At 73.3% G+C, this 14,689-nt stretch carries 14 protein-coding genes; 5 read left to right on the top strand and 9 right to left on the bottom strand.

Annotation, left to right across the window (positions count from 1 at the left end; all coding sequences use genetic code 11):
• Positions 1–532: 532 nt before the first annotated feature.
• Positions 533–1,633: an alanine racemase gene (locus ACH9D2_RS02725; protein WP_396361215.1), complete on the top strand. Its 1,101-nt coding sequence runs from the start codon at positions 533–535 to the stop codon at positions 1,631–1,633.
• 54 nt (positions 1,634–1,687) lie between these two features.
• Here ACH9D2_RS02725 and ACH9D2_RS02720 read toward each other — a convergent pair whose 3' ends face one another.
• Positions 1,688–3,235, bottom strand: a complete 1,548-nt coding sequence (locus ACH9D2_RS02720) for a PTS ascorbate transporter subunit IIC (protein ID WP_396361214.1) — start codon at positions 3,233–3,235, stop codon at positions 1,688–1,690.
• A gap of 13 nt (positions 3,236–3,248) precedes the next feature.
• Complete coding sequence (locus tag ACH9D2_RS02715) at positions 3,249–4,079, bottom strand: PTS sugar transporter subunit IIA (protein WP_396361213.1); 831 nt, start codon at positions 4,077–4,079, stop codon at positions 3,249–3,251.
• A 171-nt stretch (positions 4,080–4,250) separates the two neighbouring features.
• On the opposite strand from ACH9D2_RS02715, the gene ACH9D2_RS02710 reads away from it, so the two are divergent.
• Positions 4,251–5,468: an MFS transporter gene (locus tag ACH9D2_RS02710; protein ID WP_396361212.1), complete on the top strand. Its 1,218-nt coding sequence runs from the start codon at positions 4,251–4,253 to the stop codon at positions 5,466–5,468.
• Between the two features lie 132 nt (positions 5,469–5,600).
• Here the strand turns inward: ACH9D2_RS02710 and ACH9D2_RS02705 are convergent, their stop codons facing one another.
• From ACH9D2_RS02705 to ACH9D2_RS02685, 5 genes are all read right to left on the bottom strand, one after another.
• On the bottom strand, positions 5,601–6,146 hold the full coding sequence (locus ACH9D2_RS02705; protein WP_396361211.1) for a hypothetical protein: 546 nt from the start codon (positions 6,144–6,146) through the stop codon (positions 5,601–5,603).
• Positions 6,147–6,258: 112 nt separating this feature from the next.
• Positions 6,259–6,555 carry a DUF1540 domain-containing protein gene (locus ACH9D2_RS02700; RefSeq protein WP_396361210.1) on the bottom strand — a complete coding sequence of 99 codons (297 nt, stop codon included), beginning with the start codon at positions 6,553–6,555 and terminating at the stop codon, positions 6,259–6,261.
• Between the two features lie 135 nt (positions 6,556–6,690).
• Positions 6,691–7,500: an ABC transporter ATP-binding protein gene (locus ACH9D2_RS02695; protein ID WP_396361209.1), complete on the bottom strand. Its 810-nt coding sequence runs from the start codon at positions 7,498–7,500 to the stop codon at positions 6,691–6,693.
• Positions 7,497–8,630 carry an iron chelate uptake ABC transporter family permease subunit gene (locus ACH9D2_RS02690; RefSeq protein ID WP_396361208.1) on the bottom strand — a complete coding sequence of 378 codons (1,134 nt, stop codon included), beginning with the start codon at positions 8,628–8,630 and terminating at the stop codon, positions 7,497–7,499. Before ACH9D2_RS02690 ends, ACH9D2_RS02695 begins: the two co-directional genes overlap by 4 nt.
• Positions 8,627–9,655, bottom strand: a complete 1,029-nt coding sequence (locus ACH9D2_RS02685; protein ID WP_396361207.1) for an iron chelate uptake ABC transporter family permease subunit — start codon at positions 9,653–9,655, stop codon at positions 8,627–8,629. The genes ACH9D2_RS02690 and ACH9D2_RS02685 overlap by 4 nt, the downstream gene beginning before the upstream one ends.
• A 119-nt stretch (positions 9,656–9,774) precedes the next feature.
• On the opposite strand from ACH9D2_RS02685, the gene ACH9D2_RS02680 reads away from it, so the two are divergent.
• On the top strand, positions 9,775–10,818 hold the full coding sequence (locus ACH9D2_RS02680) for an ABC transporter substrate-binding protein (RefSeq protein WP_396361206.1): 1,044 nt from the start codon (positions 9,775–9,777) through the stop codon (positions 10,816–10,818).
• A 128-nt stretch (positions 10,819–10,946) separates the two neighbouring features.
• Positions 10,947–11,144, top strand: coding sequence for an MbtH family NRPS accessory protein (locus ACH9D2_RS02675; RefSeq protein ID WP_396361205.1), 198 nt, complete (start codon positions 10,947–10,949; stop codon positions 11,142–11,144).
• A gap of 9 nt (positions 11,145–11,153) precedes the next feature.
• On the opposite strand, the gene ACH9D2_RS02670 is transcribed toward ACH9D2_RS02675, so the two are convergent.
• Positions 11,154–11,534, bottom strand: a complete 381-nt coding sequence (locus tag ACH9D2_RS02670) for a hypothetical protein (protein WP_396361204.1) — start codon at positions 11,532–11,534, stop codon at positions 11,154–11,156.
• 70 nt (positions 11,535–11,604) lie between these two features.
• On the opposite strand from ACH9D2_RS02670, the gene ACH9D2_RS02665 reads away from it, so the two are divergent.
• Positions 11,605–11,865, top strand: coding sequence for a hypothetical protein (locus ACH9D2_RS02665; protein ID WP_396361203.1), 261 nt, complete (start codon positions 11,605–11,607; stop codon positions 11,863–11,865).
• 92 nt (positions 11,866–11,957) lie between these two features.
• Here the strand turns inward: ACH9D2_RS02665 and ACH9D2_RS02660 are convergent, their stop codons facing one another.
• Positions 11,958–14,525 (bottom strand): cation-translocating P-type ATPase, encoded by a 2,568-nt coding sequence (locus tag ACH9D2_RS02660; protein WP_396361258.1) that lies wholly within the window; start codon positions 14,523–14,525, stop codon positions 11,958–11,960.
• Positions 14,526–14,689 lie beyond the last annotated feature (164 nt).

Raw genomic sequence — 14,689 nt, 5'->3', positions numbered from 1 at the left:
CACGGACCGCAGGGGTACGGCTGAGCCACTGGCGCGCGAGGACGACCCCCGGCAGTGGTTCGAGGCCGCCGTGGCCCGCCGCAACTCCCTCACCGCCGCGATGCGGGCCGCGAACGTCTCGATGCTCGACGAGCTGGACTCGGTGCTGCTGGTCACCGGGCACACCTGCTTCCTCGGGCCTCGCCGGGTGGAGGTCATCGCTGGCGACGACGTGCTGCGGATCGCCGCGGCGACCGGCTCGTGGCCGGCGCGGGTGATGACGACCTCCTCGCGGTCGTCGACGACAGCGTCCAGGGTCGCGGGGTGGTCGGTCCGCGATCCCGACCAGGAGATGGTCCGCATGGCATCCCCCCTTTCGACGTGCACAAGAAGGCACCTGGGAACTGCGCAGGACCGGACAGGGCCCGGCGAACGCGGCCCGTGGCCTGCCCCTGCACGACGCACTCGGCGGTCGAGCACTCCTCCGCCCTCGGGACCGGGCTGACATGATGGGCCGAAAGGAGTGCGCCGGACACCGGCAGCGAGGAGCACCATGCACCGCATCCCCGAAGAGATCGACACCCCCGACGTCCTGATCGACCGGGACGTGCTCGAGCGGAACATCAAGCGGATGGCCGCGACCCTGCGTGGCCGCGGGTTGCGGCTGCGCCCGCACGTCAAGACGCACAAGGTCCCGGAGATCGCGGCGCTGCAGCTCGCCGCGGGCGCGGCCGGGCTGACCGTGGCCACGCTCGGGGAGGCCGAGGTCTTCGCCGCGCACGGGGCGGACGACCTCTTCGTCGCGTATCCGCTGTGGGTCGGCCCGCGCCAGGCGGAGCGCCTGCGCCGACTGAGCGCCACCGCCCGGATCAGCGTCGGGACGGACTCGGCCGAGGCCGCCGCCGCCCTGGGCGAGCAACTGGGGGACGCCGCGGGGGACATCGCCGTGCTGGTGGAGATCGACAGCGGCCACCACCGCAGCGGGGTCCACCCGGACGCCGCCGCGGACGTCGCCCGGGCGGCGGCCCGGGCCGGACTGCACGTCGAGGGCGTCTTCACCTTCCCCGGCCACAGCTACGCCCCGGGCATGCCGGTCGAGGCCGCCGCGCAGGAGCAGCAGGGCCTCGACCGGGCGGCTGGGCGGCTGGAGGCCGCGGGCTTCGAGGTGTCGCGCCGCAGCGGCGGATCCACGCCCAGCGCGCTGCTGACCGACAGCACCGCGGCCACGGAGGTGCGGCCGGGCGTCTACGTCTTCGGCGACGCCCAGCAGCTGGAACTCGGCCGGTGCGCCCTCGAGGACGTCGCCCTGACCGTGGCCTCGACCGTGGTCAGCCGGCACGAGGGCGGGCACGGGGTGCCGCGGCGGGTGGTCCTCGACGCCGGCAGCAAGGTCCTCGGCAGCGACCGGCCGGCCTGGGCCACCGGCTGCGGGCGGCTGATGGACCACCCGGACGCCCGGATCACGGCCCTGTCCGAGCACCACGCCACCGTCGTCTGGCCCGAGGACACCGCGCTGCCGGCCCTCGGCGAGCGCCTGCGTGTGATCCCCAACCACGTGTGCCTGACCATGAACCTCGTCGACGACGTGGCCGTGGTGCGCGGCGGGGAGCTGCTGGAGCGCTGGACCGTGGCCGCGCGGGGCCGCAACTCCTGAGTCCGCCCGCCTCCGGGGCGGAGGCGGCGACCCCGGCGCGGGAGGCCGCGGGCCTCAGCGCGGAGGCGGCGGTGGTGCGGGGGCGCCCTTCGGCGGAGCGATCTTGGGATGCGCGAGGGAGGGACCTGATGCGGCCACCTCCGTGGCCTCCCGACCGCCCGCGCCCCCGGGCCAGACGCGGCCCGGGGACGGATCCCACCGGGCGTCGACCACCTTGCGCTGCACGACGATCGCCAGCGTCAGCACCGCCAGTCCGATCAGCGCGATGACCACGATGCCGCCGACGGACCCGATCTTGGCGGCGGAGCCCACGGCGATCCCGAACCACCCGAAGTCGGCGTCCCCGAAGGTGGTGTTCTCCTCGCCGAATGTCCCCAGGACCGACAGCAGGAACGCGGGCAGGAACGTGATGAGCAGGCCGTTGACGAAACCGCCCGCGAGAGCACCACGGCGCCCGCCGGTCGCGTTGCCGTAGACGCCGGCGGCGCCGCCGGTGAAGAAGTGAGGAACGAGTCCCGGCAGGATCAGCGCGATGCCGATGGCGGGGTTCAGCCAGACGGAGAGGACGAACAGCCCGACCAGGCCGCCCACGAAACTGGAGATGAAGCCCAGCAGCACGGCGTTCTGCGCGTAGGGGAAGACGATCGGGGCGTCGAGCGCCGGGATGGCGCCGGGGACGACCTTCGCGGCGATGCCCTGGAAGGCGGGGACGAGCTCGCCCAGGATGGTGCGCACGCCGAAGAGGATGACGGCGACGGCCACGCCGAACTGCAGGCCCTGGGTGATCGACATCATGATGTAGTTGCCCACCCCGGTGGCGCCGCCGTCGAACGCGGTGAAGGCCTCCGCGGTCCCGGCCCGGACCAGGAAGAGCACGGCGAGGACCACGTACATCAGCGCCATGGACAGTGCGGTGGCCACCATGGAGTCGCGCAGGAAGCGCAGTCCTTCCGGCAGCTTCGTGTCCTCGGTGGACCGGCTCTTCTTGCCCACGGCCTGCCCCACCGCTCCGGCCGCGATGTATCCGGCCGTGCCGAAGTGCCCGATGGCCACGCTGTCGTCGCCGGTGATCCTGCGGGTCCACGGGTGGGCGAGCGCCGGGAGGGACACCATCAGGATGCCGAGGAGCAGGGCGCCGAGCAGGACGGTCACCCAGCTGTCGTAGCCGGCGGTGGCCAGGATGATGGTCAGCAGCGTGGCCATGAACAGGACGTGGTGCCCGGTCAGGAAGACGTAGCTCAGGGGGGTGAACCGGGCGAGCAGGAGGCTGACGGCGAAGCCGAGGATCATCAGCCACGCGACCTGGGCCCCGTACTGGGCCTGGGCGATCCCGGCGATGGCCTCGTTGGTGGGGATCACGCCCTGGGCGCCGGTGGCGCCCAGGATCATGGCGCCGAGGGGCTCCAGGGACGCGACGACGAGGGTGGCCCCGGCGCCGATGAGCAGGAAGCCGAGCGTCGCCTTGATGGCGCCGCCGACGATCTGGCCGACACCCTTGTGCAGTGCCGCGAGACCGACCGCGGTGATGATGCCGATGAGGAACGCCGGGACGGCCAGGATCTCGCTGACCAGGAACTCGGGGATGCTGACGAGCCAGTTCACGGGAGGCCTGCTCTCACACGTCGTAGAGCTCGCGCAGGGCGGCGTCGAGCTCGGTGGTGCTGGTGAAGTTCTCGATCACCTTCACGGGAACGCCGACGTCGCCCAGGGTGCGGGCGATCTCCCCGGAGGTGAGGATCAGGTCGGCCTCCTTGGCCTTGCCGCGGGCCGAGATGGTGTCGGTGGCCTCGACCGTGAGGTACCGGCTCCAGCCCCAGCGGTCGAGCACCTGCTCCAGGGTGTTCTTGAGGAACAGGCTGGTGCCGAGGCCGTTGCCGCAGACGGTGAGGATCTTGTTGCGGCTGTCCGTGGACGCCTCCGCCGCTGTCGTCGCCGCCGGTTCGGCGGGTGACGCCGGAGCCTCCTCCGCCGTCGACGGTGCCCCGGACGGCGCCGGGGCATCCTCCGTCAACAGGGCGAGCACCTCCTCGGGCGTGCTCGCCCGGTCCAGGGCGGTCCGGGTCTCCGGCGAGCCCAGCAGCGTGGCCAGCTTCCGCATGGCCTGCAGGTGCTCCTTCTGGTCCTTCGCGGAGAGGGCGACGACGAGGGTCACGGGGTCGTTCGACTCGTGCCCGAACTCCACCGGCCGGGCCAGCCGGACCCAGGACATCGCGGTGCGGTGGACCGCTTCCGAGGGCCGGGCGTGGGCGAAGGCGAAGCCCGGCGCCACCACGATGTACGGGCCGTTCTCCTCGACGCTGGTGATCATGGCCTGCGTGTACTCGCTGCTGGTGGCGCCCTGGCGCTCGAGCAGCTCACCGGCCAGCGCGATGGCGGCACGCCAGTCCTGTGCCGGTTCGTCCAGGCATATCGATCCGAGGTCCAACAACCGGCTGAGATCCGACATACCTGACATGGTATCCCGCGAGCGCCGATTTGTGTGAGGTGGATCACATTCATTTTTGGCCGACCCGGTGGGACCCAGGAGCGCCGGTCCCCGGGTCAGGCACGGATCTGGCAAGCTGGCGGAAGACTCTGCCCGTCGGCAGGAGGCCGCTGCACGCACGGGAGGACCGAGATGAGCACACGCTCCGTCCCGCCGCGCGCCCTGGCGTGGGTCGTCACCGGCATCGTGCTCGCCGCGCTGAGCCTGCGCGGGCCGATCATCGCCCCGACACCCGTCATCACGCAGATCCAATCCGATCTGGGGTTCTCGGCGGCGACCGCGGGCCTGCTCACGGGCCTGCCGGTGCTGCTCTTCGCCCTGATCACACCGCTGGCCTCGAAGCTGATCGGACGCTTCGGACCGGAGGCGGCGATCCTGGTGTGCCTGACGGGTGTCCTGGCCGGGACCGTGATCCGTTCGGCCGGGCCCGCAGCGGTGGTCCTGGCGGGCACCGTGGTCATCGGCGCCGCGATCGCCGTCGGCAACATCGTGGTCCCGGTGATCATCCGCCGCGACGTCTCCTGGCGGCGGATCCCCATGGTCACCGCCGCCTACACCGCCGCACTCAATGTCGGGTCGATGATCACCGCCCTGGGCACCGCGCCGCTGGCCGCGGTGGTCGGGTGGCGCTGGGCGCTGGTCGCCTGGGGCCTCCTGACAGTGGCGGCCCTCGTCTTCTGGCTGGCCGTGGCGCGCCGTCGGGCCGTCGCGCCGCCCGCCTCCCCCGCGTCCCGCACCGAACCGCCCACCACCACAGGGGCGTCCGGCACGGTCCGGGGCACCGGTCGGATCCGGCGCATCGGCTGGTGGCTGACCTTCGCCTTCTGCGGGCAGGCCTTCTCCTACTACTCCATCACCGCCTGGCTGCCCACCCTGCTGGCCGACACCCGCGGACTGAGCCTGGCCGCCTCCGGAGCCGGCGCCTCGTTGTTCCAGGTCGCCGCCATCGCCGGAGCCCTGGGCGTGCCCGCGCTGACCGCCCGCACCCCGGCGTGGGCGCCGGTGGCCGTCGTCGGCGCCCTGTGGATCACCCTGCCCCTCGGGCTGCTGATCGCACCCGAGGGCTATCTCGTCTGGTCCGCCATCGGCGGCATCGCCCAGGGCGGGGGCTTCACCGTGATCTTCTCGCTCGTCGCGCGCGTCGTGCGCACCGACGCCGAGGCCGCGGGGACCTCCGCCCGCATCCAGGGCAGCGGCTACCTGGCCGCGACCGTCGGCCCTCCCCTGGTCGGCGCACTGAACTCCGGCACCGGAGGCTGGACCGCCCCCCTGCTGGTCGTGCTGGGCGCGACCGCGGTGTTCCTGGCCGGTGGTCTCCTGGCCGTCCGGGAGACCCAGCGCCGCCCGTAGGGGCGCGTGCCCGTGGAGGCCCCGACGGCCCCCGGGAACCGGAGGACCTCGGGGCGGGCCAGCCGCCCCACCGCGCACGCCGGCCGGCTGCACCGGGGCAGCAGCGCGCTGCACGCCGCCGCGGAGCTCAGCTCAGTCGAGCTCCACCACGGTGACCGGCAGGGGCAGGGACTCCGCGGTGAACGTCGTCTGCTCGGAGAACGGCACGCCGGCCTCGTCCCGGCCGAAGCACAGGGCCAGCACCTCTCCCGGATCGGCGCCGGCCATCAGGGTCCAGTGCTGGCCGACGGCGTCCACGGCGTGGGCCTGGTGGTCGAGGTCGGCTTCTCCCTCGACGTCGGCGAAGCGGGCGCGGTAGGCCTCGAGCTCCTCGGGGGTCTGCAGCACCCCGGCGGAGACGATGGCCTCCTCGTCGCCGGTGACGGCCGGAGCCACCGGGTAGGCGATGCGGAACGGCGGCTCGAGGACCTCCAGCAGCTCCCGGGCGGGCGTCGCGTCGTCGCCGCGCAGCCAGAGCCGGCCCGTCGCGTCGACGAAGCCCGTGTACTCCTCGTCGTTGGGGTAGAAGCAGAGGAAGCCCGAGCCCGGGATGCGCGCGGCCAGCCCGGTGAGGTCCGCGGCGTGCTCCACGGTCAGGAAGCGGGTGAGGGGCTCCAGCGGCAGGGGTTCCACGGGCATCGACTCCTTGGGGGACGGCAGGGCGGTCCGGGCGCGACCTCCTGACCGTTCCCGGACGCCCTACGCTACGCCGCCGATGCCCGGCCGCTGACCGGGCACGCCACGGGCCGGATCAGGCGGCCTGGTAGGTCAGGCAGTCCGCCTCGTCGGTGCCCGCACCGACCTTCACGTCGTCCGCCGTGCACATCAGGTGCTCGTTGTGCACGCACTCCCTGCGCTGGCACGCCCCCACCTCCGCGTGCACGGTGGGCAGACCGCCGTCGGGGCCCAGCGAGATGAACGTGCCGCAGTGGGCGTGGCCCGAGGAACCGGTCACGGTGATCGCGTGGGCCGTGCACTCGTGGTCGTGGTTGAACGAGCACTGCCCCACGGTGCAGTCGGAGACGGGAACGAACTCGGTGGTGGCCATGACTTCTCCTCCGGGACGATCTCCGGGTCGGAGCCTGCTGCCCCGACCCTGTCGGACACCTCCAGGATGCGCCTCACCAGGGACGATGGATAGCGAATTTTTTCGTGCCCCAATTCCCGCGGGGCCGGCCGGAGGTCAGTCCGCGGCGACCCGGGCCAGCGGGATGACGTGCGGCCGGCCGTCGACCGGCTCCGGCACGATCAGCGCCCGCAGTCCGAAGACCTCGGCGAGCAGCTCCGCCGTCACGACCTCCTCGGGAGTTCCCTGGGCGACGACGCGCCCGGCGGCCATGGCCACGATGTGGTCGGAGAACCGGGCGGCCAGGGAGATGTCGTGCAGCACCATGACCACGGTCCGGCCCTGGTCCCGGTTGAGCCGGTGGACGAGCTCCAGGATCTCCACCTGGTGGGCCAGGTCCAAGTACGTGGTCGGTTCGTCCAGCAGCACGATGTCGGTGTCCTGCACGAGCGTCATCGAGATCCAGGCCCGTTGGCGCTGCCCGCCGGAGAGCTCGTCGACCGGGATCTCGGCGAGCTCGGCGATGCCGGTGGCCTCCAGCGCCCGGTGCACGGCGTCCTCGTCGGTGTGCGAGAACTGCTGGTACCAGCGCTGCCGCGGGTGGCGTCCGCGGGAGACGAGGTCGGCCACGGTGAGGCCCTCCGGTGCCGTGGGCCCCTGGGGCAGGACGGCCAGCCGCTGGGCGATCCGCCGGGTGGACAGCCGGGCGAGCGGTTCGCCGTCGAGGGTCACGGCCCCGCCGAGCGGGCGCAGCAGGCGCGCCATCCCGCGCAGCAGGGTGGACTTCCCGCACCCGTTGGGGCCGACGATCGTGGTGACGCGGCCGTCCGGGACGGCCAGGGACAGGTGCTCGACGACGGGCGTCCCGTCGTAGCCCAGCGTCAGGTCCCGGGCTTCCAGGCGGGCGGTGGCGGGCAGGGGGCTCATGTGGTCCTCCGTTGGGATCGCAGGACGAGGTGGATGAGGTAGGGAGCGCCCAGCACGGCGGTGGCGACCCCCACCGGCAGGGGCACGGCCAGCAGGTTGGCGGCGGCGGTGTCGGCGACCAGCACGAACAGCGCCCCGACCAGGGCCGAGACGGTCACGGGCGGCACCGGGGCCCGTGCGAGCAGGCGGGCGATCTGCGGGGAGGCCAGCGCCACGAACACCAGCGGGCCGCCGACCACGGTGGCGACCGAGGCCAGCAGCACGGCCAGGCTCAGTGCCACCACCCGCACCCGTCCCAGTCGCAGGCCCAGGCCCACCGCGGTGTCCTCGTTGAGGGAGGTGACGAGCAGCGACCGCCCGGACAGCACCGCGGCGGCCACCAGGACGGCCGCGACGGCGGCCATGGGGCGCACCAGGGGCCAGTCCTTGCCGTTGAGCGAGCCCGTCATCCAGGTGAGGGCCTGGGCGGCGCTGGTGACGTCGCCCAGCGTGAGCATCCAGGTGGTGACCGCGGTGGTGAACCCGGAGATCCCGAGCCCCACCAGGATCAGCCGGTAGCTGTCGACCCCGTGCCGGTAGGCCAGCAGGTAGACGGCCACGCCGCTGGCCGTGCCGGCGACGAAGGCCGCGGCGGGCATCCCCACGGTCGCGGCCGCACCGCTGAGCCCGGCGGCTCCGCCCTGGCCGAGGATCAGCACAGCGACGGCACCCGCCGAGGCACCGGAGGTCACCCCGAGGATGTCGGGGCTGGCCAGCGGATTGCGGGCGACCGTCTGGGTGATGGCGCCCGCGGCGGCCAGGCAGGCGCCCACCAGCACCGCGGCCACCGTGCGCGGGGCGCGGAACTCGACGACCGCCAGCTGCACGGCGGCGTCGGGGGCCCGGCCGGCGAGCGCGGCCAGGACCTGCGGGTACGGGATGGGAGTGCCGCCCACGGCCACGTGGACGGCCGCGGCCGCGCTCACCAGCACCACCAGCACCGCCGAGATCACCAGCGCCCGGGGGTGCACCCGCACGGAGACGGGTCCGGCGCGCAGCGCCCGGACGGAGCGGAACGGCCGCTGCGGCGAACTTCCCGGCGCGGCGGACGGCGTGCGGGACCGGGTCGGGGCGGTGGGTGCCGAGGTCATACGGTGGCCGGCTTCCGGCGGCGGGCGAGGTGGACGAAGAACGGTGCGCCGACGGCGGCCAGCACCACGCCGACCGACAGCTCCCCGGGGCGGGCGACCACCCGGCCGGCGGTGTCGGCCAGCAGCAGCATGGCCGCCCCGGCCAGCGCGCCCGCGGGGACGAGCCACCGGTAGTCCGTGCCCATGACGGCCCGGGCCACGTGCGGGACCACGAGTCCGGCGAAGGCGATCGGCCCGGCCAGGGTCACCGCCGCCCCGGCGAGGAGCGTGATCGCCGCGATGCCGGCGATGCGGGCCCGCAGCACCGAGACCCCGAGGCCCCGGGCGACGTCCTCGCCCAGGGACAGACTGTTCAGCGCGCCGACGTTGGTGACGGCCAGCACGAGCCCCAGGGCCAGGAAGGGCCACAGCACCTCGAGGGAGCCGTTGCGGACCGCGACGGAGCCCACCTGCCAGAAGCGCAGGGTGTCCAGGGCCTGGTCGTTCAGGAGCACGATGCCTGAGACCAGCCCGGTGCACAGGGCCGAGACCGCCGCTCCGGCCAGCACCAGGGTGATGGGCGTGGCCCCGTGCCGGGCGGCGGAGCCGATGAGGAAGACCGCCACCACGGCCACCAGCGCACCGGCAAAGGCGAGCAGGGCCTGGGTCAGCGGGGCCACGGTGCCGACCGCGGCGGTCACCCCGACGATCGCCAGGGCCGCGCCCTGGTTGATCCCCAGCAGACCCGGGTCGGCGATCGGGTTGCGCGTGTGGCCCTGGACCAGCACTCCGGCCAGGCCGAGACAGGCTCCCACCACCACGGCGGTGACGGTGCGCGGCCAGCGCAGCTCGCGGATGGTCACGTCCATGACGGTGCCCGTGGGGGTGAGGACAGCGTGCCAGGCCTCGGCCGGGGTGGAGGGCCGCCCGCCCACGCACATGCTCAGCACCACGGCACCCAGAGCCACCGCGAGCAGCACGGCCAGCCGCTGCCCCCGGTGCAAGACCGGGGCACGCGGAGGCCGGGTTGCCAGGGACGGGACCATGCCACCTCGATTACGTCAGAGAAGTGTGAGCTAATGCCGAGCGGACTGCTACAGTCTGCCACAGTGAGGTAAGCCTCACCTCATCTTCCGTCCGATCCGCCCAACAGAAGGCCCTCCCCATGAACCGTGGAAAGACCCTCTCCGCCGCCGCCCTCGGCCTGTCCCTGCTCACCCTCACGGCGTGCGGCGGCACCGGGCCGAGCGCCGAGTCCGCCGTCGAGTCCTCCGCCGAGCCCAGCGCTGGGTCCTCAGCGCCGGCCGAGGCCGGCGCAACGGCCGCCGGGTACCCGCTGACGATGACGCACGCGATGGGCGAGACCGTCATCGAGGAGCAGCCCCAGCGCGTGGTCGCGCTGGATCCCAGCTACGTGGACGCGGCGCTGCTGCTCGACGCGGAGCTGGTCGGCTACGCCGAGTACCGCCAGGACCCGGAGGACCCGTTCGCCGACTACCTGGGGGACGTCTCTGCAGAGACGGCAGAGGCCGTGAACGTCGGCACGATCGCCGAGCCGGACCTGGAGCAGATCGCGGGGCTGGAACCGGACCTCATCGTCTCGGCCAAGGTCCGGCAGGAGGCTCTGTACCCGCAGCTGGAGAAGATCGCCCCCACGGTGTTCTCGGAGTCCACGGGACCGACGTGGAAGGAGAACGTGGTCCTCCTCGGGGAGGCGCTGGGCAAGCAGGAGCAGGCCGAGCAGGAGGTCGCCGACTACGAGGCGCGCGCCGCCGCGGTGGGCGAGGCGATCCTGGAGCAGGACCCCGACGCCACCTACTCGCTGCTGCGCTTCGCGGGCGAGGACACCGCCCGCCTGTACTCCTCGGACTCCTTCATCGGCGAGATCATGGCCGACATGGGCATCCCCCGCCCCGAGGGGGCACCCGACACGACCGAGAGCATCTTCGTCCCCCTGTCCCAGGAGCAGATCCTCGAGGCCGACGCCGACCTGGTCATGGTCAGCACGTGGGCCCCGGACGGCGCCGAGGGCGAGGCCTCCCGGGAGCAGGAGGAGCGCTTCACCACCAACCCGCTCTGGGAGCGGCTCGAGGGCGAGGTCCTGCCGGTCGACGACGAGACCTTCGTGGCCTCCGTGAGCGTCCAGGGCGCCCACGCGGTGATCACGCAGCTGGCAGAGCACTACGGCGTGGACCCGCAGCTGCCCTGACCCGCCCGCCACTCGGTCGCGACGGAGCGGCAGCCGGGGTGCGCCGGCCCTCGCCACCCGGCGCGCCCTCGCTGTCGTTCCGTCGCGACCGCATCACCCACTCCGGCGATCCACGGGAAGGCGCCCCCATGATGAGCATCCCCGACCTCTTCGACGACCCCTCCACGGAGTCGCGCGTGGTGATCGACGGCCACGGCCGGGCGTGCCTGTGGCCCGCGTGCTGCCCGGTGCCGCTGGGCTGGACGACGGCGCTGTGCCCGGCGCCGCACGACGAGGCCGTGGCCTTCCTCAACGGTCACCACGACAGGTCGTCCCCCGCTCGGTGAGCCGGATGCTCAGGCCTGCTGCAGCACCGGCAGCACCAGTCCCAGGAGCACGAGGCCTGCTCCGCAGAACGCCAGGGCCCAGGCCGGGCGATGCGGGGTGCTCAGTCTCCACTGCTCCGGGTGCCGGGAGTGGTAGTGGACGATCACGTCGGCCCCGGGCGCCGGGGCCGACGCCGGCGGAGGATGCCACACCTCCTCGTGGATCTCGTAGCGGGTGGTGTGCCAGCGCAGCCAGTGCGCCCCGTCCCGGGGCACATGGATGGCCTCCACCCGGTGCCACCGGGCGTGCAGGCCGCGGATGATCAGGGCCGCCGTCACCAGGGCCAGACCGGCGTTGGTGGCGGCGGCGCTGAGAACTTCGAGCAGAGCCGCTCCGCTGAGTCCGGTCACGCCCCGAGCTTAGCGGCGGATCGCCCGGCGACTCACGCGGCTCTCCTGGTTCTCAGGCTTCTCCCGGCTGGTGCTCCTGCACTCCGTGCTTGCTGCGGCCCTGCTGGGGAGGGCCGCCCGGGTCGTGAGCCCGCTCACCGACGCCGAGCTGTTCCCGAGGGCGGCCCGTCCCACCTCCGTCGTCCTGGCCCTGAGGCGGAATTCCGGGGCCCGCCTCGGCCTCGTGCTCGACGAGTGGAGCGGCGTCGAGGGCACCGTCACCCTGGAGGACGTGCTCGAGGAGCTCGTCCGGCAGGTCCGCGACGACAGCCACAAGCTCAGGACCGCCTGAGCCCCGTCGGCCGAGGTCCCGGGCGCCTCAGGCCGAGATCCCCGGCTCCCGCGGTCGAGCCGGGAGAACTCGTGCGCGGGGCGGTGTCCCGCTCAGTGCGACCGGGCGCGTGCGCGGCCGATGCGCACCGTCTGGGTGAGCACCAGCGGCAACGGTGCCAGGGCGGCCGCGACCCACCAGCCGCCGGCCGGCAGCAGCTCCAGTCCCAGCACCTCCCGCAGCGGGGCGATGCCCAGGGCAGCTGCCTCCAGTGCCACGGTGATGCCCAGTGCCGCCCAGAGGTAGAGGTTGCGGGTGGCTCCGGTGAAACCGGAGCCGTGCTCGGAACGGGCGTTGAACACAGCCAGCAGCTGCGCGGTGGTCACGGCGACGAACGTGGTGGTCTGGGCCTGGGCCAGGGGCAGCCCCAGCGGGCCCAGTGCCAGGAAGTAGGCGCTCAGCCCCACCGAGGCGATCAGCACGCCCTGGACGATGATGCGGGCCAGGGTGCCCCGGCCGAGCACCGGTTCGTCCTTGGGCCGGGGCCGGTCCTCCATCGCGTCCTCTCGTCCGGGTTCCAGGGCGAGGGCGAAGGAGGGGATGACGTCGATGACCAGGTTGTTCCACAGGATCATCAGCCCCGCCAGCGGAGCACTGAACCCGGCGGTGAGACTGGTGGCGATCAGCAGCACGATGCCCAGGTGCCAGCTGAAGAGGAACTGCCCGAACCGGCGGATGTTGGCCACGATCCGCCGGCCCTCCTCCACCGCGGCCTCGATGGTGGCGAAATCGTCATCCATCAGCACGATGTCGGCGGCCTCGCGGGCCACGTCGGTGCCGGATCGGCCCATGGCGACGCCGACGTCGGCCTGGCGCAGGGCGGGAGCGTCGTTGACCCCGTCACCGGTGACGGCCACGACCTCCCCGGCGCCCTGCAGGGCCCGCACGATGCGCAGCTTCTGCTCCGGGGCGACCCGGGCGAAGACGTCCACGTCCCCGGCGATCTCGGCGAACCGGTCGGCGTCGAGGGCGGCGAGCTCCTTGCCGGTCAGCACCTGTGCGGCGTCCATCCCGATCTGCCGGGCCACCGCCTGGGCGGTGCGGGGCTGGTCACCGGTGACCATCACCACCCGTATCCCGGCGCCCCGGAAGGTGGCGACCGCCTGCACGGCCTCCTGGCGGGGCGGGTCCTGGATGCCGACCACCCCCAGCAGCTCGAGTCCCTCGTAGGCGCTCGGCCCGGGGTCCGTGCCGTCGGCGATCTCCCCCTCGGCGACCGTGCGGCGGGCGATGGCGAGGGTGCGCAGCGCCCGGTGTCCCATGTCCTCGGCGGCCCTCGCCAGCCGCGCGTGCTCCTGCCCGGACAGCAGCACCTCGGGGGCGCCCTTGGCGTGGACGGTGCGGTCGACGACCACGGCCATCCGCTTGCTCTCGGAGTCGAACGGGTCCTCCGCCCGTCGCTCACAGCCGGCGCGGAGCGCTCGCCAGTCCGTCCCGGCGGCGTCGGCCGCACGCAGCAGGGCGGTCTCGGTCGGATCGCCCACCTCGTCGCCGTCCTCGGCCAGGTCGGCGTCGTTGGCCAGCACCGCGGACTCCCACAGGACGTGCTCCTCGACGCCGTCCGCCAGGACGAGGTCGACGACCTCCATCACGTTGGTGGTCAGCGTCCCGGTCTTGTCCGAGGCGATGACGGTGGTCGAGCCCAGCGTCTCGACCGTCGGCAGTCGCCGGACCAGGGCGTGGCGCTGAGCCATCCGCCGCATCCCCACCGTCAGGGTCAGCGTTGCGACCGCGGGCAGGCCCTCCGGGACGACCGCCACGGCCAGGGCGATGGCCACTTCCAGGACCTCCTCGACCTCCAGGCCCCGCCACAGTCCGATCGCGATCAGCACTCCCGTCAGGCCGACGACCACGATCGACAGGGTTCGGCCCAGCCGGTCGAGGCCCTCCTGCAGCGGGGCGCGCCCGGATTCGGCCTGGTCCACCATCGAGGCGATCTGACCGACCTCGGTGGCCAGTCCGGTGGCCACCACCACCCCGCGGGCCCGGCCGGACTGCACCGTGGTGCCCATGAACACCATGCTGAGACGGTCCCCGATTCCTGCCTCGGTGTCGACGGGTTCCAGGGACTTCTCCACCGGATCGCTCTCCCCGGTCAGGGCCGACTCGACCACGGTCAGCTCCGAGACCTCCACCAGACGCAGGTCCGCCGGCACCCGGTCGCCGGCCTCCAGGCTCACCATGTCCCCCGGTACCAGCTCGACGGCGTCGATCTCGTCACGAGTGTCCTCACGCTCCACGTCGGCGATGGCCGAGGCCAGGCCGCGCAACCCCTCGACGGAGCGCACCGCCCGCAGCTCGGTGACGAAGCCGACGACGGTGTTCACGATCAGCACGACGGCGATGGCGGCCGCCTCGATGTACTCCCCGATCAGCACCCCGGCCACGGCGGCGACGCCCAGCAGCACGACCACGGTGCTGCGCACCTGGTCCAGCAGGATGCGGGCGGTGGGGACCTTCTGCTGAGCGCCGAGTTCGTTGCGGCCGTGGCGCTCACGGCGGCGGAGGACGTCGGGGTGGGACAGCCCCGTGTCCGGGTCCACGGACAAGGCCGCCAGCACGTCGTCGACGCCGGTGGCGTGCGGGTCCTCCACCCGCAGGCTGTCGCCCCCGGACGCCATCACAGGCCCCTGGTCCTGCTCGGACAGGGGCTGCGGCCCGCGTCACCCACCATGGCGTCAGTCTATGAGCGGCCTCCCGCCCGGACCAGGAACCGGGCACGCCGGCGCAGGGTTCGCGGGCAAGCCCCTCCGCCGCACACGAGGGTTCTTCCACGACGGCCGGA

Source organism: Kocuria rhizosphaericola (genome assembly GCF_044462205.1).
In the GTDB taxonomy this organism is placed as follows: Bacteria; Actinomycetota; Actinomycetes; order Actinomycetales; family Micrococcaceae; genus Kocuria; species Kocuria rhizosphaericola.
The sequence above is the reverse complement of the archived record's forward strand: the minus strand, read 5'-3'. Positions and strand labels throughout refer to the sequence as shown.